We start from the raw sequence: 23459 nt of genomic DNA on the forward strand, positions 1-23459 counted from the left end.
TATGACTTGGTTAGCAAATTTAGCCCAACAACGCAGTGCTTGGTTACTACTCGCTTTTAGCGCTTTTATTTTTGAATTAATCGCATTGTATTTCCAATACCAAATGGGCTTAGAGCCATGCATTATGTGTATTTATCAACGTACTGCCATGCTAGGGTTACTAGCCGCAGGGTTAGTCGGCGCAGTCAGACCAACCAATTTAATTTGCCGTATAACAGCATTTTCAGCATGGGCAGTTGCTAGTATTTGGGGTTACTTAATTGCACGCCAACATATTGATATGCAAACGACAACCGATCCCTTTGCGTTTAGCTGCGAATTCGAGCCTAATTTTCCATTACCATTACATGAGTGGATGCCACATTTTTTTGCTGCGACAGGAGACTGTGGCAACATCGATTGGCAATTTGCAGGGTTAAGTATGCCAGCATGGATGGAGATCATTTTTGCGGTATTTACTCTGATACTGATAAGCGTTGTAGTAAGTCGTTTAATAATTAAAAAGTCGCTGTGATGATTGCATTATTTTCAAGTCAAGTAACGCAATTAAAATCGTTTAAAATACGTCAACGTCAGCAAATAATTGCGATTGCAGTGAGTATGTTAACTCCAATGCAAAAAATCAGTTTGCGTATTATAAAGCTGATTTTATTGATCCCAGTATTTCTATCATTAGCGTATATCGAAGGTTGGCTGTTACTTCCTGTATTACTGGTGGCTGGGTTAAGTTACCCGTTGTTAACCACCCCTGTTGAAATTCAATTCTCTAAACACTATTTGAGCAAGGCTATAAAGCAATTTGAACAGGGCGAATAATTCGCCCTGTAGTTTTTTAAAATGTAACTTTGCCATCCAGTTTAGCGACTAATTTATCGCCAATACCTTTCACCTGCGCTAGATCTGCAACAGACTTAAATTTGCCTTGCTCGGTACGGTAATCAACTATCGCTTGTGCTTTTGATTTACCAATACCTGGCAGCTGGGTAAGCTGCTCGACTGTTGCTTGATTAACATTGACTAACTGAACTTTACCCATACTTTCAGTAGCTTCGGTTTTAGTTACAGCGGCACCACTAGGCAATGATATAGCCAAGCCAAGCACTACGACTATTAAAGTTAAAAACTTCATGTTTCTCCTCCATGATGTCCATACGTGGACTCAATTAATAGTTGACTTTAATGCCTTCACTTTTGGACTACTTCCAAATAAAGTCATACTAAAAAAGTGCGACTATTTAAATAAAGTAAAGTTGTACCTCTTTGTCAAATCCTAATAGTAAAAAATAAAAATGTTCACTTGCAAAAAGACCAATAAACAATTACTGTACATAAAAACAGTAATCAATCAAGGTGAACTTGTTATTCACCAAGCAAATTGGCAGGAGAAATCATGGCTGTTGTTGTTAAATATGTTGTAGAGAGAAACGGAGTCGAGCGTATGACGTTTACTACTAAAAAAGAAGCTGACGCGTATGACAAAATGCTTGATATAGCAGAGTCGCTTGAGGTTATGCTTGAGAAAGTTGATGTACCACTAAGCGAACAACAAATCGAATCGCTCGCACTTGAGATTGCTAAAAGTAAAGACGACTTTATGAATGTACTTAAAGGCGGCAAAGAGGCAATACAGAAAGCACCAACGGCGAAAGTAAAAAAAGAAAATGTAGCGTCTATTAAAGCCAGCACTGATAAAGAAGCAAGCTAAAAAATCATAAGTTAACTAACTAAAAAAGGGCAATTAATTGCCCTTTTTTAGTTATAAAAATTACTACTCGTTATAGCCCTCGTTCAACTTCATCAAATAATTCGGTGATCTCTTTATTTGGTGGCGCTGTTGATAAGCTCACTGTAATGATTGCAATTGTTGCAAGTATAAAGCCCGGTATAATTTCATAAATGATACTGCTGAGACTCTCTCCATTTATGGTGATTGGCGCATATATCCAGATCAACACTGTCCCTGCACCCACAACCATACCACTGATCGCACCTTGTAGATTCATTCGCTTCCAATATAAACTAAGTAATACTAACGGGCCAAACGCAGCCCCAAAACCTGCCCACGCATTACTTACTAAATCTAAAATAGAACTGTCGCGGTCATAAGCCAAATAAATAGCAAATAATGCAACGAGTAGTACACTAATTCGACCAACTAAAACCAGCTCGGTTTGTGATGCATCACGGTTTAAATAAATTTTGTAGAAGTCTTCAGTCAAAGAGCTTGAACAAACCAATAACTGAGATGAAATAGTACTCATAATCGCAGCTAAAATAGCAGCAAGTAAAAAGCCGGCAATAAGTGGATGGAAAACCAATTCAGATAATACTAAAAATATCGTTTCTTTATCGTCAATCAACATTTGATTTTCGATCATGTAAGCAGCACCAAATAGTCCTGTTAACACTGCACCAATTGCTGATAAGGTCATCCACGACATACCAATACGACGCATAGTAGGCATATCTTTAACAGATCGTACTGACATAAAACGCACTATGATATGCGGTTGACCGAAATAACCTAAGCCCCATGCCATTGCAGAAATAATAGCGATGGTTGAACCGCCTGCAAACCAATCTAACATATTAAGAGAGTGGACTTCGCTCTCTTTCGGAGCGCTTAACAGCAAGTCATAACTGGCATTAGTAAGTGTGTCTAACACTGGCTGATCTAGCATCATATAAGTAACAATAGGTACAGCAAGTAGCGAGATGAACATGATGCAACCTTGCACAAAGTCAGTCAAACTCACAGCTAAGAAACCACCAAACAATGTATAAAGTACGACGACCCCGGTTGTCACATAAAGCCCCGTTTCGTAACTCATCTGAAATGAGTTTTCGAATAATTTACCGCCAGCGACAACGCCTGAAGAAGTATAAAGTGTGAAGAAAACGATGATCACGATTGCCGAAATTACACGTAATATATTTTTATTATCAGCAAAACGATTAGCAAAGTAATCAGGAATAGTAATCGAGTCATTCGCTTTCTCAGTATAGACACGCAGGCGTGGCGCTACTAAGAAGTAGTTTGCCCAAGCGCCAAGTACTAAGCCTATTGCAATCCAAACTTTACTTAAGCCAAATAGATACATAGCACCGGGTAAGCCCATAAGTAGCCAACCACTCATATCCGATGCACCGGCAGATAGAGCAGCTACAGCTGGTGATAAACTTCTGCCACCCAACATATAGCCCGACACATCGGCGGTAGACTGCTTATAAGCGTACAAGCCAATACCTAGCATTACGATAAAATACGCAGCTAAAGAAATAATCATTCCAGTTTCCAAACTCGCCTCCAACTCTGAAGTTAAAACCTGGCTTTTAATCCTAATAATGACTCATAAATCAATACTATATAAAGTCATTATTGGTGTAAAAACCAACCTAGAGCTTGACTATATCACGCAAAGGGTGAATAACTCCAATTACTAAGTTAACCTTACAATGATATAGGGTTAAGCGGTTTTACCTAATGGTTAATTATTTGACTATAGAACATGGTAATTAATACTTAATTACCCTAGGATTAGATCGATGATTTTGCAATTAATCAATACTATAGTATTGATATTTTAAATATAGTTAATGCTATTTATGTTGTTTTATCTTATATTGCCCAAGTAATCGCTTAACTGATGTGGACCCGCTGTTTATGTATTTTTATGCTGCACGCCAACCAATTTTAGATCGAAACAAACAACTTGTAGGATATGAGTTACTTTTTCGTGACGGCGTTGATAATGTATTCCCAGATATTGATGGTGACGAGGCAACTAGCCGGCTAATTGAAGGTAGTCAATTCAATTTTGGCTTAGAAGATCTCACCGATAATAAACCAGCGTATATCAACTTTACGCTTGAAACATTACAAAAAGGCTACCCAACTCTGCTTGGTAAAGATCAGATTGTTGTAGAAATACTCGAAACAATTCAACCAGGGAAACGCTTACTCGCGATCGTCAAAGACTTAAAACAAAAAGGTTATACGCTCGCCCTGGATGATTATATTCACCAGCCTGTATGGCGTCATTTTTATCCTTTTATTGATATTATTAAAATAGATTTTCTCAATTGTGAAGTTGACACTATCCACAGCATAATCGAAGAAATTAAACCTTATCCGCATATAAAATTATTAGCAGAAAAGGTAGAAACCTACGAAAAGTATCAATTAGCATTAGATCTTGGCTTTACTTACTTTCAAGGGTTTTTCTTTTCCAAACCAGAAATGGTGCAAAGTAAAACCTTGCCGCCATCAGAGATAGCTCTTGCCGAGCTGCTTTATGAGACATCCACTGTTGAAGTCAATTTAAAGAAAATTACCGACGTATTTGAGCGAGATGTAAACCTCTCTTATAAATTATTACGTTATAGTAATTCAGCGGCATTTAAGCGCAGAGCTGAGATCAGCACCATCAAACAAGCACTAATTGTGCTAGGTGCAGCAGAAATTAAAAAGTTTTTATCCTTGTTGTTTGCAGCTCAAGTTGCTGGTGATAAACCCGCAGAGTTAATACGCTTATCGTTAACTAGAGCACGCTTTACTGAGTTGCTAGCTATAAACCATAGTAAACTCAAAGATACGGGAATGGCTTTTTTAACCGGTATGATGTCACTAATGGATGCCATATTAGATGAAGATATGGAAAGCGTGATGAATAAGCTACCATTATCCAACGACATAAAGTTAGCATTATTAGAGGAGCAAGGTTTACTGGCACAATATCTGCGCTTGGTAAAATTATACGAACAAGCCAATTGGCAAGGTGCAAACGCGATTAAAGATGAGCTTGGTCTTACAGCTGGTAAAGTGCCAGATGCATACCATGACGCAGTTAACTGGGCTAATGAACAAATGAAAGTACTGGCTGGGTAATAAATAACGCCGTAAAAACAATGCCAGCTTAGATGCTGGCATTGTTATTTAACCCGAAAATATAATATATTAAAGGCTTTCTAAAAAGTCTTCATCAAAATCTTCGGGCTCTTTTTCAACAGGTGGATTACCATCATACAGCTCATATAACTGACGTTGAAAGTAAATGTCTTTCATAAAAATATACGGATCGAGTGACTCATTCAATAAGCTTTCTTGCGGTATTAAAGAGGCTCGGGCTTCTACGGCCTTTAATGCAAACACCAATACAGTTTGTGGCGTGGTTAAGGCAATTTTCGGTAACACAAAGCTATCAACAACATCACCCGTCAGGTTACGCGCTGTTGACGGTCCCATTCCCGGTAGCATTAAATAGGCACCGTCACCTATTCCCCACACCCCCAGAGTTTGACCAAAGTCTTCATCAACAATATTCAAACCAAGCGATGTAGCAACATCAAATAAGCCAAAAATACCCACTGTTGAATTAACTAAAAAGCGCGCTAAACTAACCCCTGCGTTACCCGCTTTACCTTGTAACGTGGCATTAATTACATCAGTTGGTGCACTAATGTTACCAGTAAAATTGACGATACTACGGCGCACCGGTGTTGGCGTTACAGCCACATATCCTACCGCAACAGGGCGCAGAACATACGCATCAAGTACATCCATATTAAAATCATACATTGGACGATTAAATGATTGTAGTGGATCTCGCTCATCTATTTTTTCGTCAGGCACTTGTGCGCATCCTGCTAGCACCAATAGTCCAAACAAAACTAAACTCTGTCTTAACATCTTTTATCCTTAAGGTATTAATTCATTGATAAGTAAATCATAAGCCTTGGTTTGGCTTCGTTCTAACACATCTGAACGCCCTTCCAACTCACCCGTTGAAGGCATTACTGATGCATCCTTTGAAATGCGTGCAGTTAAAATAATTTTATCAACGCTCGAAAGCGTTAAACCTGCAACCATAGCATTACTATCACTTAACTGTACTTCAATTGGAAAACTATAATCTGTTAATTTTACCACTGCGAGTGGCATTGGTGGACCATTGGCGGCTTTTGCAAAGACGAATAAGGTTCCTTGCGTTGGAAGCTTGTCAGTAAACTGTGGAGCAAGATTAACAGTGATTTTAATAGCGCTAGTTTGGACTGCGTTATTATCTTCGTCACTGCTCTGTTGAACTTGTTGTTGTGTATTTTCAGCAGAAATATTTTGTTCAATTTCAGTAATCCTCTGAGCAATCATGCCATAACGAGAGTCTTGTTCGTCCATACTATTTAAAAGTACTTCGAATGCTGATTTTGCTTGTAACCAATCGTGACGCTCGTAAGCAATTAATGCTAACAATGAAATAGCATCAAGGTTAGTTGGATCGTCTTTAAGTACTTTAGAGAGCATACCCGCAGCGCGCGTCATATTTGCCTCACTGCCTTCCAGTAATAGCACTTGGCTGTAACTGATAAGCACAGGCATATTGTCAGGATCCAGACGCAACACTTTATCAAATGACTGTTGTGCCATATCGTATTCATTCAATGACATAGCAACACGTCCTAGCAGCATCCAGGCCACTTGATCATCACCACTTTGATCTAGTTTAGTGCGTAGCCCTAACGCAAACGCTTGTAATTCATTTTGGGTTAAAGGCTCGCCTTTTTGCATCACTGCACGTTCACCGTAGGCAGGTAAATTATCCATAGCGCTGTGCCAGTTCTGTAATTGCTGTTGTGAGCCAGTAGCAGTATAAAATATAGCCGTAAAAGCAATTAAAAATGCACTACCGGTTAACGCAAAGATACGGTTATTACCCTTACTCATCAGTGATTTTTCAGGTGATAACTCATTTAGTAAACGACGTTTGAGCTCAATCACAGACTCATCATGGTTAGCTTGATCAATACGTTGATTTGCTAAATCATTCGCCAGCTCACCAAGGCGCTGATGGTAAATGGCAATAAGCTCTGAATTAGCATTGTAAGTGAGACTTTGTATGCGCTCTTTACTCAAAAAAGGCAATGCCACAAACGCCACAGCTAATAAGGTTAATAATGCAAAAGAAACCCACATTAGTATCATTTAAATCTGCTCCTGACGTTCATTTTTCGCAATGAGCTTGGCTAATAACGCCTCATCTTGCTCACTCCATGTTTGCTTAACCGCAGCCTTACGTTGTCGAAAAATAATAAAACCAAAGCCAAATACCACAATCAAAATAGGTAATACCCATAACACTAATGTTGCTGGCGTAACCGGCGGATCGTAGTGAACAAAATAGCCATAGCGGTCAATCATATATTCAATCACATCGTCTTTCGATTTGCCTTCTTTGACTAACGCCAATACTTTTTCGCGTAAATCTTTTGCAACCACAGCATCTGAATCTGCGATATTTTGATTTTGGCATTTAGGGCAACGTAATTCTTTAGTTAACTCAGTAAAGCGTTGCGCTTGTTCGTTGTTATCAAATTGGTACCGATCTTGCTCTGCCATAGCTATGCCACTAGCTAATATCATTAAAGCAATTATAAAATATTTCATGGCTGTAATTCCTGCATCAATGGAGCAAATTTAGCACGCCAAACTCGTGGGTTTATATCGCCAGTATGGTGCAATAAAATGGTGCCTTTGCTATCCACTAAAAATGTTTCAGGTGCACCTGATACACCTAAATCAAGCGAAAGTGTACGATGTAAGTCAAGAATATTAAACTGATACGGATCACCTGCACGACTTAGCATTGACGCCACTTCTTCACGAAGCGCTGACATATCAAATTCACCATCAAAGTCAGCATCGTAACTTTGCACATAGTAAAGCCCGATAATTTTAACGCCTTGCTCTCGCAATTGGGTTAAATAATCTAATTCAGCCAAACAGGTAGGACACCAAGTGCCCCACACATTGAGTAAATATACATCGCCTTTTAATTGGCTATCTTGCCAACGCTTTGAATCCTGCATTAAATCTGGTAAATCAAAAGCTGGCATCGGTTGACCTAACCGACCAGTTTGAATTTCTCTTGGGTTTGAAAACAAACCTTGAAATAAAAACACGCACACTAAAACAAACGCCAACAGAGGTATTAGCGCTAACAACTTGCGGTTCATACTAGCTTCTCCTGTGACTTATCGATGCTTTTCTTACTAGTGCGGTAACGTTTATCACCTAAAATCATAAAACCGGCAAGTGAGATCAATACACCACCAATCCACATCCAACGCACAAATGGCTTATGGTAGATACGCAGTGACCAACCACCGTTATTTAATTGCTCACCAAGAGCAAGGTATAAATCGCGGGTAAAGCCAGCATCAATTGCAGCCTCAGTCATAAATTGCATACCAATATCGTAACGGCGTTTTTCTGCATGCAGTATAGTAACTAGTTTATCATTTTTCAGGACACTCACTTCTCCAGCATGACCACTGTAGTTTGGTCCACGAATAGTGTTAACCCCTTCAAAGCGATACTGATATTGGTTTAACTGCACGATTTCGCTCGGCTTCATCGAAACATCACGTTCAACAGAGTACGCAGAAGTTAAAGTGACTCCTGCGATGACAAAGGCAATACCTACATGCCCTAGTACCATCGCCCAATAACTAAGTCCTAACCTTTTAAGGCCTTGGCTAAAGTTAGTTTGCACAGTAGCTTTAACATATAAATCAACACCGGTGGTGATCACAATCCATATCGCAAGCGTGGTCGCCAATAAAGTTAAAGGCGCTACGATGGCATAACTTGAATATAACCAAGTAGCACCGATTACTATGCTCATTAACGCTGAGACAAGGAGTTTATTTTGTAAAAAAGACCACTTGTTTTGCTTCCAACGTAACAGAGGGCCAATACCCATTAAGATGGCAAACGGCACCAAAATAATGGCAAACATTTTATTAAAGAATGGTTCGCCAATTGAAATACTGCCTAAGCCCATTTCTTTATGAACCATAGGTAATAAAGTACCTAGTAACACAATAAAAGTAGCAACCACTAAAAATATATTATTGAGCCATAATGCCACTTCACGTGATACCAGTTTATAGCGACCTTCGCTGCGTACTTGCGATACCCTAAATGCATATAACGTTAACGCACCGCCGACTACTATCGCTAAAAACGCTAAGATAAATAAACCACGATCGGGGTCGGTAGCAAATGCATGCACGGAGACAATAATGCCAGAGCGAACAATAAAGGTGCCCAGTAAACTTAATGAAAATGCAGCAATCGCAAGTAATACGGTCCATGATTTAAATACACCGCGTTTTTCAGTTACCGTCAATGAATGCAATAGCGCCGTAGCTACTAACCAAGGCATGAGCGATGCGTTTTCAACGGGATCCCAAAACCACCAGCCACCCCAGCCAAGCTCGGAATATGCCCACCAGCTTCCGATAGTGATACCTAATGTTAAAAATCCCCACGCAGTCATTGTCCACGGACGTGACCACTTAGCCCAAGTATTATCAAGTTTACCTGTTAATAATGCAGCAATTGCAAATGAAAAAGAGACCGATAGCCCAACATAACCCATATACAGTAAAGGAGGATGGATGATCATTCCGGGGTCTTGTAATAACGGATTAAGGTCGCGCCCTTCGACAGGAAAATACGGCAGTAATAATTCAAATGGGTTCGACATCCACAGAGTATAAAGCATAAAGCCAACCCCTAAAAAGCCTAACACACCTAATACACGTGCTCTTAATATCCAAGGTAATGAATTAGAGCGCAGTGCAACAACTGCAGTCCAACCAGCTTGCATAACTAACCATAATAAAATAGCGCCTTCATGGCCGCCCCAAGTTGAGGTGATTTTATAATACCAAGGCAAAGTACTACTTGAATGATACGCCACGTACGTGACGGTAAAATCATCAGTTAAACTTGCATAAATAAGGGCTGCGAATGACAACAGTACGAATACAAATTGGCCGATAGCTAATGAAGGAGCAGCACGCATTAACCGTAAATTACCAGTATGTGCGCCCCACAAAGGAAAAATACACAATAAAACACTTAGCACCATAGCCAGTGTTAGAGAAAAATAACCGATTTCTGGGATCATCTTAATTGCCACTTTCTAAGTTATATTTTGGTTTTTCGTGTTTGATCCCCTTCACCGCTTCCGCAACTTCGGCAGGCATATACTCTTCGTCATGCTTAGCCAATACCTCGAACGCTTCTATTACATTAGGTTCAATCAACACACCTTGAGCAACAATCCCTTGCCCCTCACGAAATAAGTCAGGCAAAATACCTTGGTATTTAATCGTTACTAAGGGGCCTGTATCAATCAAGGTAAAGCTTACTTGTAGGCTGGTTTCATCCCGAATCACTGATCCTGGAACTACCATACCGCCAATACGCAACTTTTGACCAATATGCGGCTTTTCTTTATCTGGGCCTTTCCCCTCGATTAACTCACTTGGTGTATAAAATAGATTAATATTTTCTTGCAGAGCATAAAGTACTAAACCAATGGCGGCACCAATACCAAATACAATAGCGACGACGCCAAGCAAACGTTTCTTACGTCTTGGGTTCATGCATGATTCTCCTGCTTAGCGTGTTTAATGCGAGCTTCTCGTTCAGCTTGTTGCTGCACAGAAGCCATAATACGCTTTGTATCATTCAAAGAGCTTACTAAAATACCTAACAAAATCAGTGCACATGAACCAAAAGAAAGCCACACATAAAAGCCGTAGCCGCCCATGGCAATAAAATCAGAAAAAGAATCAAACTGCATAACTAACCCCTATTCAACAACTGGCGCACCCAAGGACGATGCTTTTCACGTTGTAAAATTTCATTTTTAAGACGCATCAAAGTCACCATACCGACAAAGCCGGCAAACGCGACTATATTTACCATTAATGGCCAAAACATACTTGGATCAATAGCTTTCGTATCAAACTTGGTAATACTGGCACCTTGATGCAAGGTGTTCCACCACTCAACAGAAAAATGGATGATTGGTAGGTTAATTACCCCCACAATAGCCAAAATAGATGCAGCTCGACCTGCTGCTTTTTTATCTTCAAAGGCATGATATAAAGACAATACCCCTAAGTATAAAAATAATAGAATGAGCTCAGACGTGAGTCGTGCATCCCATACCCACCAGGCCCCCCACATAGGTTTACCCCAAGCGGCGCCAGTAATAAGTGCAATTGCAGTTACACATGCACCAACAGGTGCAATAGCAATTACTGCTAACTCTGCATTACGAAGTTGCCATACCAAAGCGATCACTGCAGCTATGGCCATTGATGAATAAGCACCCATCGATAAAATAGCTGATGGTACATGAATAAAGATAATGCGATAACTGTCTTTTTGCTGATAGTCGGCAGGCGCATAGGCTAACCCCCAGACCCAACCAATAAGCATACAGACAACCGTTATCACGGTAAAATAGGGCAGTAACGTATTGCATAATTGATATGCACGCTCTGCTTTGGCGTAGGGATGTAACCACTTCCACATATTAACTTACACTCACTTTCAATGCTGACGATATGGCGATTGGTGCGCTGATAATTGCAATGACGAGCATCGCACCAAGGATGGCAAGCTGCCCACTATAATCCAGTGACATTGTACTGGTATCGATAGCAGACGTTGCAAAAATTAATACGGGGATATACAAAGGCAGGACCAATAAACTCATCAAAATACCGCCTTTTTGTAATCCCACAGTAAGCCCAGCGCCAATAGCGCCGATAAAACTAAGTAATGGCGTACCCAAGAGCAAGGTAAGCACCGTTGCAATCAATGCTTGATTGTCTAAATTTAATAACAAGGCGAACAGCGGCGTCATCAACACCAACGGCAAGCCAGTAATGATCCAATGGGCAACAACTTTACCGAGCACCGTTAACGGTAGCGGGTACGATGAAGCAATCAATTGCTCTAAACTACCATCATGATAGTCATCACGAAATAGTTTATCTAAGCCTAACATGGTTGAAAGTAAAGCGGCGACCCAGATAATACCAGGTGCCATACGGCTAAGTAGACCGGGCTCAGGACCAATTGCTAACGGAAATAATGTAATAACAATCAAGAAGAACAAAATGGGGTTTACGATTTCAGCACGCTGGCGAAATGCCAGCTGTAAATCTTTCTTACAAACGGCACTAAATAGCTGCCAATATGAATGCTGGCGTAACATCAGTGTCGGTACTCCAAAGTCACTGTTTGTAACTCATTAAAATGCGTAGTTAAATCTTGATGGGTAGTTAATAAAATCGCCCCACCTTGTTCTAGATGGGCTAAAAACCGTTGTTGTAAAAATGCAACCCCGGATTTGTCTAAGGCTGTAAATGGTTCATCCAGAACCCATAACTTCGCATCATTAAGCCAGAGCCTAATCAGCGCAACACGACGTTGCTGACCGGCTGATAGAGTACGCACAGGTACATCTTCAAGACCAACTAAGCCAATTTTAGCTAATAATGAGTAAAGATCTTGCTCAGTATTGTAACCTTGAATTTGCAACCAAAACCGTAGGTTTTCAATCGCACTAAGTTGACTATTCACCCCGGTTTTATGACCGATAAATAACAACTGTCGGGCAAATTCATCATAGTTTTTAGCAATTGATTCACCTTGCCACATAACTTGTCCTTCATCGGGCGCAGAAAAACCCGCAATTATACGCAACAGTGATGTTTTACCAGCCCCATTTGGGCCTGCTAATTGCATGATTTGACCTGATTTCAAGCTGAAATTAAGATCCGCAAACAAACAACGCTCTTGCTTGATGCAGGTGACGGACTTAATGTGTAACAAGATGATGATTCTCTATACCCAAAATTAGGCGTTAGTCTATCATAATGATAGGGTAATACGAATAATGCTTTGCACCTATTAACGAAAACTTGATTTAAATTAATGAACAAACCTACACAGATAACATTAGCGAATTCGCTTCCTATAAGTCATTCGTCACACAATGGCGTTGCACAGCAATTACCTGTTTTCAGCGAGCAAACACTCAGCGCTAAAAATATCGTATTCGCTAATGGCTCTGTGCAGATGGAAGTCTATATTGATAAGCATTGGCAAACATTGCGCTTAGCTACAACTGGCACTGAAACAAACACTCAAAAAATTGCCAGTGCCGATATTCAACTCAGTAATGATGGTAAACAACTCACTATTTTACCAAAACAAACTGAAATCAGCCTACGCCAAACAAACCAGCTGCAAAGTGTTTTGAATTTTATTAATAGTGGTGATCAGGTCGATAATAAACCATTGTCGTTGCAAATTATTTTACAACCTGCTGCAAAATTACTGTTAAACCAATTACACGCCAGTATTCCTATCAATAAAGAAGTCGCCCAACTACTGCACAGTGAACAAGGCCTAAAAGCAATAATTACTCCGAACCGCAATAATTTTACCTTAAGTGTTATTAATCGCTTTGCTGATACACTTCACCAACAGCCAATCAGTCAAGCAAAACTTGCTCTTTGGCTAAGTAAACAAGTGCCTAACGGGCAGCTACAGCTAGATAAAAACGCCGTAATACTGAGTTTTAATAACTATAATGGCAGTATTAAATTAGTACCTCAGCAGCCGTTACAGAGCCACAGTACACACTCAACTCAGCTTGGCGGAGTAATTCAAAAAGTACAATTAAATGCGCTTAATGAACAATTAATAATAAAAACGCAGCTAGCAAAAATAGCCTTGCAGTTAAAAAATTCATTAGCCCATACTTTTAATTCACTGGTACAAAAAAGCCATGTACCAGGCCAGTTTAATACCCAAACAAGTGCAGCACCTATTAGCCCCTCATTGGTCAGTAGCAGCCCAATAAGCTCGTGGTTACAAGACAGTTTTGCTGACTTAAAAACCCGAATAAGTGACGCAGTACGCTATTTTGAAAGCAAACCATTTAGTCAATTAGCAATGATCAGCAATAAATCAGCTGTAGCACAATCGCTAACACCAACACATCAAACTGCACAAACCTTATTACCCAAATCACTCCGGCAAATAAACCTTGTGGCAATGGCGACAAGCAACACCCAACCATTACTGGCAGATATCAGTCAAGGTACCGCGCTGCCAAAGCATTATCACCAGTCGCCTCCCCTGATACAGTTATTTCAGCGATTAAAAGCCGGTTTAGCAAGTATTACAGAGCCTAATGTGGTTAAAAATAACAGTACTACTGCGGCGCCACTGAGCAACGATACAGATAGCCATCAGCAATTAAATAAACTAGCCGCCGCGATTCAATCCAGCAAGCAAACTGCAGTAGCGCAAAATAAAATACCGCAGGTTACTGCTAATCCAAAACAAACAGCCGCTGATATTCATGCTCAACCGACTCAACCGGCTCAGCTAAATAAAGAACCTATCACTAAAGCGCCGGCACGCAGTTCCGAACAAATTCTACCCAGCAAAATCAATAGTACAACTGTCAATGTCAGTGATAATAGCGCTTCAGCCAAAACAGTTATAGCCGATGCTCAGCAAAAATTAAAAACAACTCCACCGTTTGCTGCTGGGGTAGATACCAAAGTAGCATCTCTAACAGCACAGTTAAACAACGACAATCTAAAATCAAGTACCCACTCACATATCGATGCACCATTAAAAGGGCCGATAACTAGCGCTTTGCCAGCCAGCCAGATTAGCTTGCCACTGGAAGCCAAATTATTGGCACCACTTTTAAAAACGCCTATCGAAAAGCCGCTGCCTAATTTTAAATCAGCAGCAAACTACGATAAACAGCATATCGCTTCACAAATTGATAAACTAGCAACGACCAAAGTGAGTGATAATGTCGATTTAAATCGGCTAGTCAATCAAGCTTTTAGCCGCATGATTGACAGCCAATCGTTGCAACCGTTAACCATTCAACGAGAAATACTCAGTGTTTTACGTCCAGAAAGCTTAACAAATAGTGCCCTGCAAAATAGTTTTAGCCAATCTGTTGAGCATTTGGCCGTGGCTATTTTAGCGGCTCCAAGCTTAGCAAATATCAGCGCATTGAATTTTAATAGTCAAAGCTCACTTGATGCTTTACTCCAAGTATTGGTGCCTAACTTTAAAGCAATTAACCCACAGAAACTGCAAGAACAATTACTACAGCCACAATCACAAGCATTAGCGGCTGAGCTGAGCCAAATAAAAACTGCAATTAGCCAAATTAACACGACCCCCATAAATCAGCAGCCTGATAATAATCCGTTAGTACAATTTTTACTGCCGATGCGACTGCCACCGGAAACCGCACAGACAGAAATTTCATTAGGGCAATATAAAAAACCAAGCCAAAATAAACTCGAAGATAAAAATGTTTGGTTTGTGCGACTTAATTTTGATTACGCAGAGCTAGGCCAATTACAGATCACCGCTGAATTAATGGATAAAGCACTAGATTGTCAATTACTTGCCTCAAGCCAAGATATCACCGCAATGGCTCATCCGCATCTTGAGAGTTTGCGCCATAAATTAACAGCTCATGGCTTACAAGTTGGTGAAATGAAGCTAAGCCAAGGTGCGCCGCAACACCAAGCTTTTTATCAGTCCCATGCCATTATTAATATTAAGGTTTAAACCATGAGTGAGATACCAAAACATAAGTCTGCAATTGGTTTAGTTTACGAAGCCGGTCGCACTCCTACAGTCAGTAGTAAAGGGTTTGGTGAGCTCGCAGAAGAGATCATTAAAGCCGCAGAAGAAAAAGGAATTTTGATCCACAAAGATGAAGCTTTGGCTAAAACGTTATCGCATTTAGAGCTTGGCGAAGAGATCCCAAGAGAACTGTATTATGTGATTGCCGAACTGATTGCTTTTTCATATGTACTGCGGGGTAAATTTCCACCTGGCTGGCAAGACTTTCAAGGCAAGTTAAATATTCAGGCGTAAAAAATAAAAGGCGCTAATTAGCGCCCTTTTGATGATGTAACGACATTAATAGTTCGGCTTCGGCACGCGGAAGTTCACACTCTCGTATGATCTCTTCAATATCGGCACCTAATTCAACCATTTTCACTGCTCGAGAATAAATTTTCGCATCAGGATCGTCATATTTTTGCGCATCTTGTAACTGCGCTAACTCTTGATTTCGCTGCTCTACAGCAACTAAGCGCTTACCAATACTTAGCATACCGGTGCGCATTTCTGCGACTTCACTGCGTAAAATACTGAGCTGTTGTTGAGTTTCTTGCAGTTGCAGTATTTTGCTTTTTAATGCTGCAGCGTACTTATTATTATTAATAAAAATTAGTCCCAGGCATACTAGCACCAGTACAATTGAGACTCCAAGCAACGAGTATAACAACATAGTTTTTCCGTAAGCGTTATAAATCGCTCAACTCATCCCACTCTTCGTCATTTAGTAATTTATTTAAATCAACTAAAATCAATAATTCACCATCACGATTACTAACACCTTGAATAAACTTGGCACTTTCTTCAGTACCAATGTTTGGTGCACTATCAATTTCTGAGCTACGTAAATAAACCACTTCTGCTACACTGTCGGCTAAGATACCAATAACTTGCTCTTCAGCTTCAATAATTAATACTCGTGAATTGTCTGTTGCTTCTGCAGACATCAAACCAAATCGTGCACGCGTATCGATTACTGTTACAACATTGCCACGTAAATTAATAATCCCTAAAACATAGCTTGGAGCACCTGGTACTGGAGCAATCTCTGTGTAACGCAAAATTTCTTGCACTTGCATCACATTCACACCATAGGTTTCTGATTCAAGCTTAAAAGTTACCCACTGCAATACTTCATCATTGCCATCGGTATTTTTACTGCTTGATAATAATCTTTGTTCACTCATGTTATTACTCCAAATATCGTTACTGGTCGCGGCTATCTAAACCTTGCTCTAATAATTGACCTAAGCTTTGCACATCAATTAAGGCACACATTTTTTCTTTAATTACACCTGCAAGCCAAGGCCGCTTGCCACTTTTAGCTCGCCATTTTACATCTTCACTACGTAGTGTAATATTATTAACTAGCTTTTCAGCCAACAATCCCCATTGGCTATTACCTAAAGTAATTAAGTATTGGTAGTTTAATTTGTCTTCTAACTCTTGGGTATACTTTTCTGGCATCACCCAGCGAGCAGTATCGACTACATTAAGATTCTCATCACGATTTAGCATCACTCCTTTAAACCACTTGGGTTTACCAAAAAGCTGATTAACTTCACCTAATTGATGAATACCACCTAATGCTTTTAATGGTACAGCGAGAGTCAGCCCTGCCACTTCAAAGAATAACGCCTGAAACTCGCCGTCAAAATAATCTTCTTGACGCTGTACAGGAGTCTTGTCTTTAGCAATATTTAACTGTTCGCTCACTTTAGCTATATCTTTGATATTAGCTTGGATCTGTGGTTTCTCAAGGAGCGGTGTAATTTGCGCTGGTATTTCTTTCTCAAGGCTCGTCTTTGGCTCATCAAGTGCGTTTGGCTGCACAATCGTTTGCTGCGATGCCTTTAGTGGCATTTTATTGCTACTTTCTGTGGATGGAACTTGTTCGAGTAATTTTGCAACCGGGTGTAAGTCTGTTGACTCATCGTCTTCGCACAGTAAAGCCCCCAAGTACTGGGTCATTACTTTTTCATTAGCAAATAATTGCTTACTCATTCATTAACCTTGTTCAATCAAATAATCGAGTAATGCGCGATAAGCATAAACACCTCTTGAGCGTGGACAATACTGAATCGGTACTTGTTGAGCTAAACTTGCATCACGGAACTTAGTGTCTACGGGTATTACCCCTGGCCATACTTTTTCTTGGTACGTTTGCTGTAATGTCTTATATGCTTCAAGGGATGCATTTGTGCGCTTATCATACATTGTAGGGATAATGGTATATTGATACTGCTTTGATTGCGAGCTTTGCATTAATTCCATGGTCCGCATCATTCGGTCAAGCCCTTTGAGAGCTAAAAACTCAGTTTGTACTGGCACTAAAATGCGCTCACTTGCAGCCAATGCGTTAACCATTAAGACACCTAACACTGGCGGGCAATCTAAAATAGCATAATCATAATGCTCACTAATTTTTGCTAAGGCTTTTTTTAAGATAAGCCCCATTCCGGTCTTATTACCCATACTACGATCGAGTGTCGCTATAGCCATAGTTGCAGGAAGAATATCTAAGTTGTCTATGTTCGATGGACACAAAGCTTGCAATATTTCTTCACTTGCCATGGTGTTACCACGGGCAAATATATCATACACACTAACTTCTAAATCTTCTGAATCAATGCCAAAGTAATACGTTAAAGATGCATGAGGATCGGTATCAATCAGTAATACCCGCTTTCCTTGCAGCGCTAATATACCAGCTAAACTCACAGCCGTGGTCGTTTTCCCTACTCCGCCTTTTTGATTTGCTACCGTCCAAATTTTCACATCACACCTTATTTTTGTTCGTTGCGCGTTGTAATTCGTATACCACCGTGTGGGAGTTGGATCACTTTAATAGTGTTATCATCACTTGGCAACTCAATTGGCTGCTCAGCTTCAGTTTCTATTGCTGATTGCTCGATTGATACAATGGGCTTGGGTGGTAAACCATATTTTGATAATGCAACGACTACTTTACGATTTTCAGCACGCCCTTGCTCTGTATCATTATCAGAAAAAGGAGAATACTGACCGTAACCTTCGATGGCCATTCGCGCAGGGTTGATACCCAATGCATCAAGTTCGACTAAAATAGAAGTCGCTCTTGCAACAGATAGCTCCCAATTAGAACGAAACATTTCATTATGAATAGTTTCATTATCTGTATAACCACGTACTCTGACGTAGTTATCTACAGGAGCAATAATATCGTTCACTAATTTTATTACTGCTTTCGCGCGTTGATGCGCCACAGCACTGCCACTGGAAAATAACATTCCTGAGCTTAACTCAATAATCAACCAGTCTTGGTGTAACTCTAAACTTGCTTCGCCATCGCGTATTTCATCGATCAAAGCTGATTGTAATTTAGTTAATAAACTATCTAGCGGTTTACCTAAGTGTTTTTGTTTTATGTTACTGGTGTCGCTTTGGCCATCAAGTAACTGCGGGCCAACTTCTTGCTTTTGAATACTCTCACCAAACAACAGTTCTTTTTCTGGGCTTACTCTGTCGGTTAATAAACCAGTACCGGTCACACCTTGACCTTCTTGGCTATACTGACGAGCTGACTTGTCAAAAACCTGCTCCAGCGAATCAGATAAAATTTGGAAGCTTTCTTCTTTATTAATCGCAATCGCATACATCACTACAAAGAATGCAAACATAATAGTCATGTAATCGGCGTACGACACTAGCCAACGTTCTGTATGCTGACTTTTGGTCGATGAGTGACGAAGTCGACGGCGCATCATAATAATTATTCTTGTAGCTGACTTGGACGCTCTACACGATACGCTTCAAGTTTCAGCTCAATATTGACAGGGCTATCACCTTGGCTCATTGCAATAATTCCTTCAGCTAATAACTCATGAAACAGCATCTTTTGTTCTACTTGTTGTTTTAGCTTATTAGCCATGGGTAAAAACAGTAAATTTGCTAAACCAACCCCATAGATGGTCGCGATAAAAGCCGTCGCAACCCCCGCACCTAACTTTTCAGGCTCAGTGATAAATGACATTGCTTGGATCAGACCAAGCACTGCACCTAATATACCGATAGTAGGACTGTAACCGCCCAACGCCTCGTACACCCGGCTGGCTTCAAGTAAACGTTCCCTCTCTAACAATAAATCAATTTCTAACGCATCTCTAAGTTTTTGCTCGCTGTTACCATCAATCAATAAACTCAGGCCTTTGGCAACGTACGGGTCTGGATGTGTTAATGCTACTTCTTCAAGCGCTAAATACCCTTCTTGGCGAGCTTTTTGTGACCAACTTTTAACTTGCTCAATTGCTCTGTCGATATCATGACTTGGAGGAAAAAACACCCAATGACTTATTCTTAAGACTTTATTAAACGTATGTGCCGGTGTTTGTAGCATTACAGCACCTAACGTACCACCCAACACAATAATTAATGCTGGGCCATTAAATAAAGCACTTACAACCCCACCCTCTAGTGAGTAACCATAGCCAATCGCCAAAAGTGCAACGAACAGGCCTAAAAACGACAACTTATCCACAACCAATTTCTCGAACTAACCGATTAGCAACCTCTTCAAGTGCGATACTTGCCGACGATAGCCCAGCGTTAGCAACCGCCTGTGGCATACCATATACCACACTGGTTTTTTCATCTTGCGCCCAAATAGTGGCGCCGGCTTGTTTGAGCATTCTTGCACCATCTCGTCCATCAGCGCCCATGCCTGTAAGTACCACAGCTAACACATCACCTTGAAAAGATTTGGCTGTACTAGCAAAAGTAACGTCAACACTGGGCTTATAAGTGATCCGCGCACTGTCGTCCTCAAAAACACGTAACGTGCGATTTCCACCTCGTCCCTCAACCAGCATCTGTTGACCACCTGGCGCTAGATAAGCGACGCCTGGCATTAATCGGTCGCCTTGTTGTGCTTCTTTTACTTTTATTTTACACAAGCCATTTAAACGAGCGGCAAATGCTGGCGTAAACGCAGCTGGCATATGCTGTATTAACAAAATGGGATGTGGGAAGTTGGCCGGCAACTTAGTCAAAATAGTTTGCAGTGCGACAGGCCCCCCTGTGGAAGTGCCTATTGCAACTATTTGATATTTCTTACCCGAAGCACGTGTATTAGCTGCAATGTTCGAAGCGGGCGCTGTGCTGCGGTTAAAACTTCTATCAGGTTGAGTTATCGCAGGTCGACTTGTTGTACCTGCAGAAACGGAAGGTATTGATGTCGGTGTCGGCCTACTGAAGCGTGATAGACGCTTGCGTCCAATTTCTTTTACTTTATTTTGTAATAACTTAATCGCATCTTCATTATTACGAGCAATGTCTTCAAATTTTTTCGGTAAAAAATCTAAAGCACCCGCATCAAGTGCGTCTAAGGTTGCTGTTGCGCCATCACGGGTCAAGGAAGAGAACATCAGAATTGGGGTTGGATTTGCTGCCATGATCTCTTTTACAGCACTAATACCATCAAGCACAGGCATTTCAACATCCATAGTGATTACATCTGGACGCAATTGATTTGTCTTGTCTACCGCTTCTCTGCCATTTACCGCAAAACCAATTACTTCAATATCCTTATCTTGCTCGAGTATTTCGCTCACCCTGCGGCGAAAGAAACTTGAATCATCAACAACTAAAACTTTAACTGCCATTGGCATACTCTATGTAAATTTTATCTGTGAGAGCCATATATAGCTCTCACAATAAGATAAGAATTGGACTAACCTGCGTAATGTTTTAACAGGTTTGGAACATCTAAGATTAGCGCTATACCACCGTCAGACGTGATCGTTGCACCTGCCATACCAGGTGTTCCTTGTAGTAAAGCATCAAGCGGTTTAATAACAACTTCTTCTTGACCAATCAATGAATCCACTACAAAACCAACTTGTTGCGTACCTATTTGTACAATTACAACATGGCCTTGAGCTTTGCGTAATGATCTGTCAGCACCTTTAACTAACCAATGTTCTAAATAAAACAACGGTCGTGCTTTCTTACGAACAATAATGGTTAATTGGCCATCAACTACATTCGTTTTAGTTAAATCTAGGTGGAATATTTCATTAACACCAGCCAGTGGTAATGCAAATGTTTGCTCACCGACAACCACCATCAATGTCGGCAAAATAGCCAACGTTAACGGAACTTTAATTTCTAGGATTGTACCTACACCTAGCTCAGATTGAATACTCACAGAACCATTTAGTTGGGTAATTTTGGTTTTCACCACATCCATACCCACACCACGACCCGAAATATCAGAGATCTGTTCTTTGGTGGAAAAGCCTGGTGCAAAAATAAGGTTATAGGCTTCTGTATCAGATAATCGAGCAGCTTGCTCGTGATCAAGCACCCCTTTATTGATTGCTATTTTTTTCAGCTTTTCGGGATCCATACCAGCACCATCATCTCGGATGGTAAGCAAAATATGATCACCTTCTTGCGATGCTGATAAAGTTACAGTCCCAGTCCTTGCTTTACCTGCCGCTTCACGCACATCAGGCATTTCAATACCGTGGTCTACAGAGTTACGCACCAAGTGGACTAAAGGATCTGCCAGTGCCTCAACTAAGTTTTTATCTAAATCAGTTTCTTCACCCACGAGCAATAAATTGATGTCTTTTTTCAAACTGCGGGCTAAATCACGTACTACGCGAGGGAAACGACCGAACACTTTCTTGATCGGTTGCATCCGCGTTTTCATCACCGCACCTTGCAAGTCCGCAGTTACTACATCAAGGTTTGAAATGGCTTTACCCATCGCTTCACTTTCAGTATTGGTTGCTAAACTGACTAGGCGATTGCGCACTAGCACAAGTTCACCGACCATATTCATTATTTGATCAAGGCGTTTTGTATCAACGCGCACAGTGGTATCAGCTTGTGGTGGAACTGATTTTTTCGCAACAGCTGTCGCTGGAGCTGGCTTTTCAGCCGCTTTCGCAGGCTCAGACACTGCTGGTTTAGGCGCAGGTTTAGCTGCGGCAACAGGTGCTGGGGGAGGGACTGGTTTTTGAGCGGGTGTTGGCTCAGTATCTGCAACTGCTTGTGGTGCACTCCCTTTGCCGTGCAATTCATCTAATAATGCTTCAAACTCATCATCGCTGATCTCGTCTGGACTATTACTTTTAGTTGGCTCTGATGACGCTTGGGGCGGTTTAGGCGCAGTATTTTCGGTGCTTGCAGTATCTTTATTACTGACCAAACCAAAGCTACCAACACCATGTAATTCATCTAATAAATTATCGAATTCGTCATCAGTAATATCACTATTTGATGACTCATTGCTAACTGTTACTGCTGGAGTTACAGGACTTTGTCCTTTTCCATGCAGCTCATCTAGCAAACTTTCAAATTCATCTTCTGATATATCATCGATTTGAACATCTTTTTTATCGCTATCAACTTGACCATCAAATAACAAGTCAAATGCAAATGGATCATCAGAATCATCTAAAATAGCATCAGCATCAACAACAGGAGTATCGTCTGCAGGCTCAGCAGCGCCAGTTAGTTCTTCAGCAGTTGGCGGCAATCCCAATTTATGTAAAACAGCCAGCAACTCTGGATTTGCAGGTTCTGGTTTTTCTCGGCTTTGGATGGTCGCAAACATTTCGTTGATAGTATCGAGCGCTTGCAAGATCACGTCCATCAGCTCAGAATTAACCTTACGAACACCTTGACGCAATAAATCGAAAACGTTTTCTGCACCGTGACAAGCGTCAACTAGCTCAGTCATGCTTAAAAAACCTGCGCCGCCTTTTACCGTATGAAAACCACGGAAAATTGCATTGAGTAATTCGGTATCATCTGGGTTATTTTCAAGCTCCACCAGCTGTTCTGACAAAAGCTCAAGAATTTCTCCAGCCTCTACTAGAAAATCTTGTAAAATATCTTCATCGACTTCAAAGCTCATGCAGTT

The 23459-nt window shown here is 40.7% G+C and carries 26 protein-coding genes; 6 read left to right on the forward strand and 20 right to left on the reverse strand.

Features of this window, described 5'->3' with window-relative positions; all coding sequences use genetic code 11:
• The first annotated feature begins 1 nt into the window (after nucleotide 1).
• The gene (gene dsbB, locus H5162_RS08805) at nucleotides 2–514 is read left to right on the forward strand and encodes a disulfide bond formation protein DsbB (protein ID WP_145239280.1); all 513 of its coding nucleotides are present in this window, start codon (nucleotides 2–4) and stop codon (nucleotides 512–514) included.
• Nucleotides 514–816 carry a DUF6170 family protein gene (locus H5162_RS08810; protein ID WP_145239283.1) on the forward strand — a complete coding sequence of 101 codons (303 nt, stop codon included), beginning with the start codon at nucleotides 514–516 and terminating at the stop codon, nucleotides 814–816. Before dsbB ends, H5162_RS08810 begins: the two co-directional genes overlap by 1 nt.
• 16 nt (nucleotides 817–832) lie before the next feature.
• On the opposite strand, the gene H5162_RS08815 is transcribed toward H5162_RS08810, so the two are convergent.
• Nucleotides 833–1129: a ComEA family DNA-binding protein gene (locus H5162_RS08815; protein ID WP_145239286.1), complete on the reverse strand. Its 297-nt coding sequence runs from the start codon at nucleotides 1127–1129 to the stop codon at nucleotides 833–835.
• Nucleotides 1130–1390: 261 nt separating this feature from the next.
• Between H5162_RS08815 and H5162_RS08820 the strand changes: the two genes are divergently transcribed.
• The gene (locus H5162_RS08820; RefSeq protein WP_145239289.1) at nucleotides 1391–1705 is read left to right on the forward strand and encodes a YebG family protein; all 315 of its coding nucleotides are present in this window, start codon (nucleotides 1391–1393) and stop codon (nucleotides 1703–1705) included.
• 70 nt (nucleotides 1706–1775) lie between these two features.
• Here H5162_RS08820 and putP read toward each other — a convergent pair whose 3' ends face one another.
• Nucleotides 1776–3287: a sodium/proline symporter PutP gene (gene putP / locus H5162_RS08825; RefSeq protein ID WP_145239292.1), complete on the reverse strand. Its 1512-nt coding sequence runs from the start codon at nucleotides 3285–3287 to the stop codon at nucleotides 1776–1778.
• 377 nt (nucleotides 3288–3664) lie between these two features.
• Here putP and H5162_RS08830 point away from each other — a divergent pair, with 377 nt between their 5' ends.
• A complete protein-coding gene (locus H5162_RS08830; protein WP_182778303.1) occupies nucleotides 3665–4888 on the forward strand; it encodes an EAL and HDOD domain-containing protein in 1224 nt (407 codons plus the stop codon).
• Nucleotides 4889–4957: 69 nt separating this feature from the next.
• On the opposite strand, the gene H5162_RS08835 is transcribed toward H5162_RS08830, so the two are convergent.
• From H5162_RS08835 to ccmA, 10 genes are read right to left on the reverse strand one after another with little or no spacing between them, the layout of a single operon-like run.
• Entirely contained in the window at nucleotides 4958–5689 is a 732-nt protein-coding gene (locus H5162_RS08835) for a VacJ family lipoprotein (RefSeq protein ID WP_145239298.1), read from the reverse strand.
• Between the two features lie 9 nt (nucleotides 5690–5698).
• Nucleotides 5699–6979, reverse strand: a complete 1281-nt coding sequence (gene ccmI / locus H5162_RS08840) for a c-type cytochrome biogenesis protein CcmI (protein WP_182731018.1) — start codon at nucleotides 6977–6979, stop codon at nucleotides 5699–5701.
• A complete protein-coding gene (locus H5162_RS08845) occupies nucleotides 6980–7441 on the reverse strand; it encodes a cytochrome c-type biogenesis protein (protein WP_145239304.1) in 462 nt (153 codons plus the stop codon).
• On the reverse strand, nucleotides 7438–8010 hold the full coding sequence (locus H5162_RS08850; protein ID WP_145239308.1) for a DsbE family thiol:disulfide interchange protein: 573 nt from the start codon (nucleotides 8008–8010) through the stop codon (nucleotides 7438–7440). The genes H5162_RS08845 and H5162_RS08850 overlap by 4 nt, the downstream gene beginning before the upstream one ends.
• On the reverse strand, nucleotides 8007–9974 hold the full coding sequence (locus H5162_RS08855; RefSeq protein ID WP_182778305.1) for a heme lyase CcmF/NrfE family subunit: 1968 nt from the start codon (nucleotides 9972–9974) through the stop codon (nucleotides 8007–8009). The genes H5162_RS08850 and H5162_RS08855 overlap by 4 nt, the downstream gene beginning before the upstream one ends.
• Nucleotide 9975: 1 nt before the next feature.
• On the reverse strand, nucleotides 9976–10455 hold the full coding sequence (gene ccmE / locus H5162_RS08860) for a cytochrome c maturation protein CcmE (RefSeq protein WP_145239314.1): 480 nt from the start codon (nucleotides 10453–10455) through the stop codon (nucleotides 9976–9978).
• Nucleotides 10452–10655: a heme exporter protein CcmD gene (gene ccmD / locus H5162_RS08865; protein ID WP_145239317.1), complete on the reverse strand. Its 204-nt coding sequence runs from the start codon at nucleotides 10653–10655 to the stop codon at nucleotides 10452–10454. Before ccmD ends, ccmE begins: the two co-directional genes overlap by 4 nt.
• A 2-nt stretch (nucleotides 10656–10657) precedes the next feature.
• A complete protein-coding gene (locus tag H5162_RS08870; RefSeq protein WP_145239320.1) occupies nucleotides 10658–11395 on the reverse strand; it encodes a heme ABC transporter permease in 738 nt (245 codons plus the stop codon).
• 1 nt (nucleotide 11396) lies between these two features.
• Nucleotides 11397–12083, reverse strand: a complete 687-nt coding sequence (ccmB, locus tag H5162_RS08875; protein ID WP_145239323.1) for a heme exporter protein CcmB — start codon at nucleotides 12081–12083, stop codon at nucleotides 11397–11399.
• On the reverse strand, nucleotides 12083–12703 hold the full coding sequence (gene ccmA, locus H5162_RS08880) for a cytochrome c biogenesis heme-transporting ATPase CcmA (RefSeq protein ID WP_145239326.1): 621 nt from the start codon (nucleotides 12701–12703) through the stop codon (nucleotides 12083–12085). Before ccmA ends, ccmB begins: the two co-directional genes overlap by 1 nt.
• A 102-nt stretch (nucleotides 12704–12805) precedes the next feature.
• On the opposite strand from ccmA, the gene H5162_RS21370 reads away from it, so the two are divergent.
• Together H5162_RS21370 and H5162_RS08890 are read left to right on the forward strand one after the other, a co-directional pair.
• Complete coding sequence (locus tag H5162_RS21370; protein WP_259398196.1) at nucleotides 12806–15490, forward strand: flagellar hook-length control protein FliK; 2685 nt, start codon at nucleotides 12806–12808, stop codon at nucleotides 15488–15490.
• A 3-nt stretch (nucleotides 15491–15493) separates the two neighbouring features.
• The gene (locus tag H5162_RS08890; protein WP_145239329.1) at nucleotides 15494–15802 is read left to right on the forward strand and encodes an EscU/YscU/HrcU family type III secretion system export apparatus switch protein; all 309 of its coding nucleotides are present in this window, start codon (nucleotides 15494–15496) and stop codon (nucleotides 15800–15802) included.
• Between the two features lie 13 nt (nucleotides 15803–15815).
• On the opposite strand, the gene H5162_RS08895 is transcribed toward H5162_RS08890, so the two are convergent.
• The 8 genes from H5162_RS08895 to H5162_RS08930 form a co-directional block, all read right to left on the reverse strand.
• Nucleotides 15816–16220 carry a DUF2802 domain-containing protein gene (locus tag H5162_RS08895; protein ID WP_145239332.1) on the reverse strand — a complete coding sequence of 135 codons (405 nt, stop codon included), beginning with the start codon at nucleotides 16218–16220 and terminating at the stop codon, nucleotides 15816–15818.
• A gap of 16 nt (nucleotides 16221–16236) precedes the next feature.
• A complete protein-coding gene (locus H5162_RS08900; protein WP_145239335.1) occupies nucleotides 16237–16734 on the reverse strand; it encodes a chemotaxis protein CheW in 498 nt (165 codons plus the stop codon).
• A 19-nt stretch (nucleotides 16735–16753) separates the two neighbouring features.
• Nucleotides 16754–17551, reverse strand: coding sequence for a chemotaxis protein CheW (locus tag H5162_RS08905; protein WP_145239338.1), 798 nt, complete (start codon nucleotides 17549–17551; stop codon nucleotides 16754–16756).
• 3 nt (nucleotides 17552–17554) lie between these two features.
• Complete coding sequence (locus H5162_RS08910) at nucleotides 17555–18325, reverse strand: ParA family protein (protein ID WP_145239342.1); 771 nt, start codon at nucleotides 18323–18325, stop codon at nucleotides 17555–17557.
• Nucleotides 18326–18333: 8 nt separating this feature from the next.
• Nucleotides 18334–19293 (reverse strand): flagellar motor protein MotB, encoded by a 960-nt coding sequence (locus H5162_RS08915; protein ID WP_145239345.1) that lies wholly within the window; start codon nucleotides 19291–19293, stop codon nucleotides 18334–18336.
• A 5-nt stretch (nucleotides 19294–19298) separates the two neighbouring features.
• A complete protein-coding gene (locus tag H5162_RS08920; protein ID WP_145239348.1) occupies nucleotides 19299–20063 on the reverse strand; it encodes a flagellar motor protein in 765 nt (254 codons plus the stop codon).
• On the reverse strand, nucleotides 20056–21186 hold the full coding sequence (locus H5162_RS08925) for a chemotaxis response regulator protein-glutamate methylesterase (protein WP_145239351.1): 1131 nt from the start codon (nucleotides 21184–21186) through the stop codon (nucleotides 20056–20058). Before H5162_RS08925 ends, H5162_RS08920 begins: the two co-directional genes overlap by 8 nt.
• A gap of 68 nt (nucleotides 21187–21254) precedes the next feature.
• Entirely contained in the window at nucleotides 21255–23453 is a 2199-nt protein-coding gene (locus tag H5162_RS08930) for a chemotaxis protein CheA (protein WP_182778307.1), read from the reverse strand.
• Nucleotides 23454–23459 lie beyond the last annotated feature (6 nt).

It is taken from the genome of Pseudoalteromonas sp. SR41-8, from assembly GCF_014163915.1.
Taxonomy (GTDB): domain Bacteria; phylum Pseudomonadota; class Gammaproteobacteria; order Enterobacterales; family Alteromonadaceae; genus Pseudoalteromonas; species Pseudoalteromonas rhizosphaerae.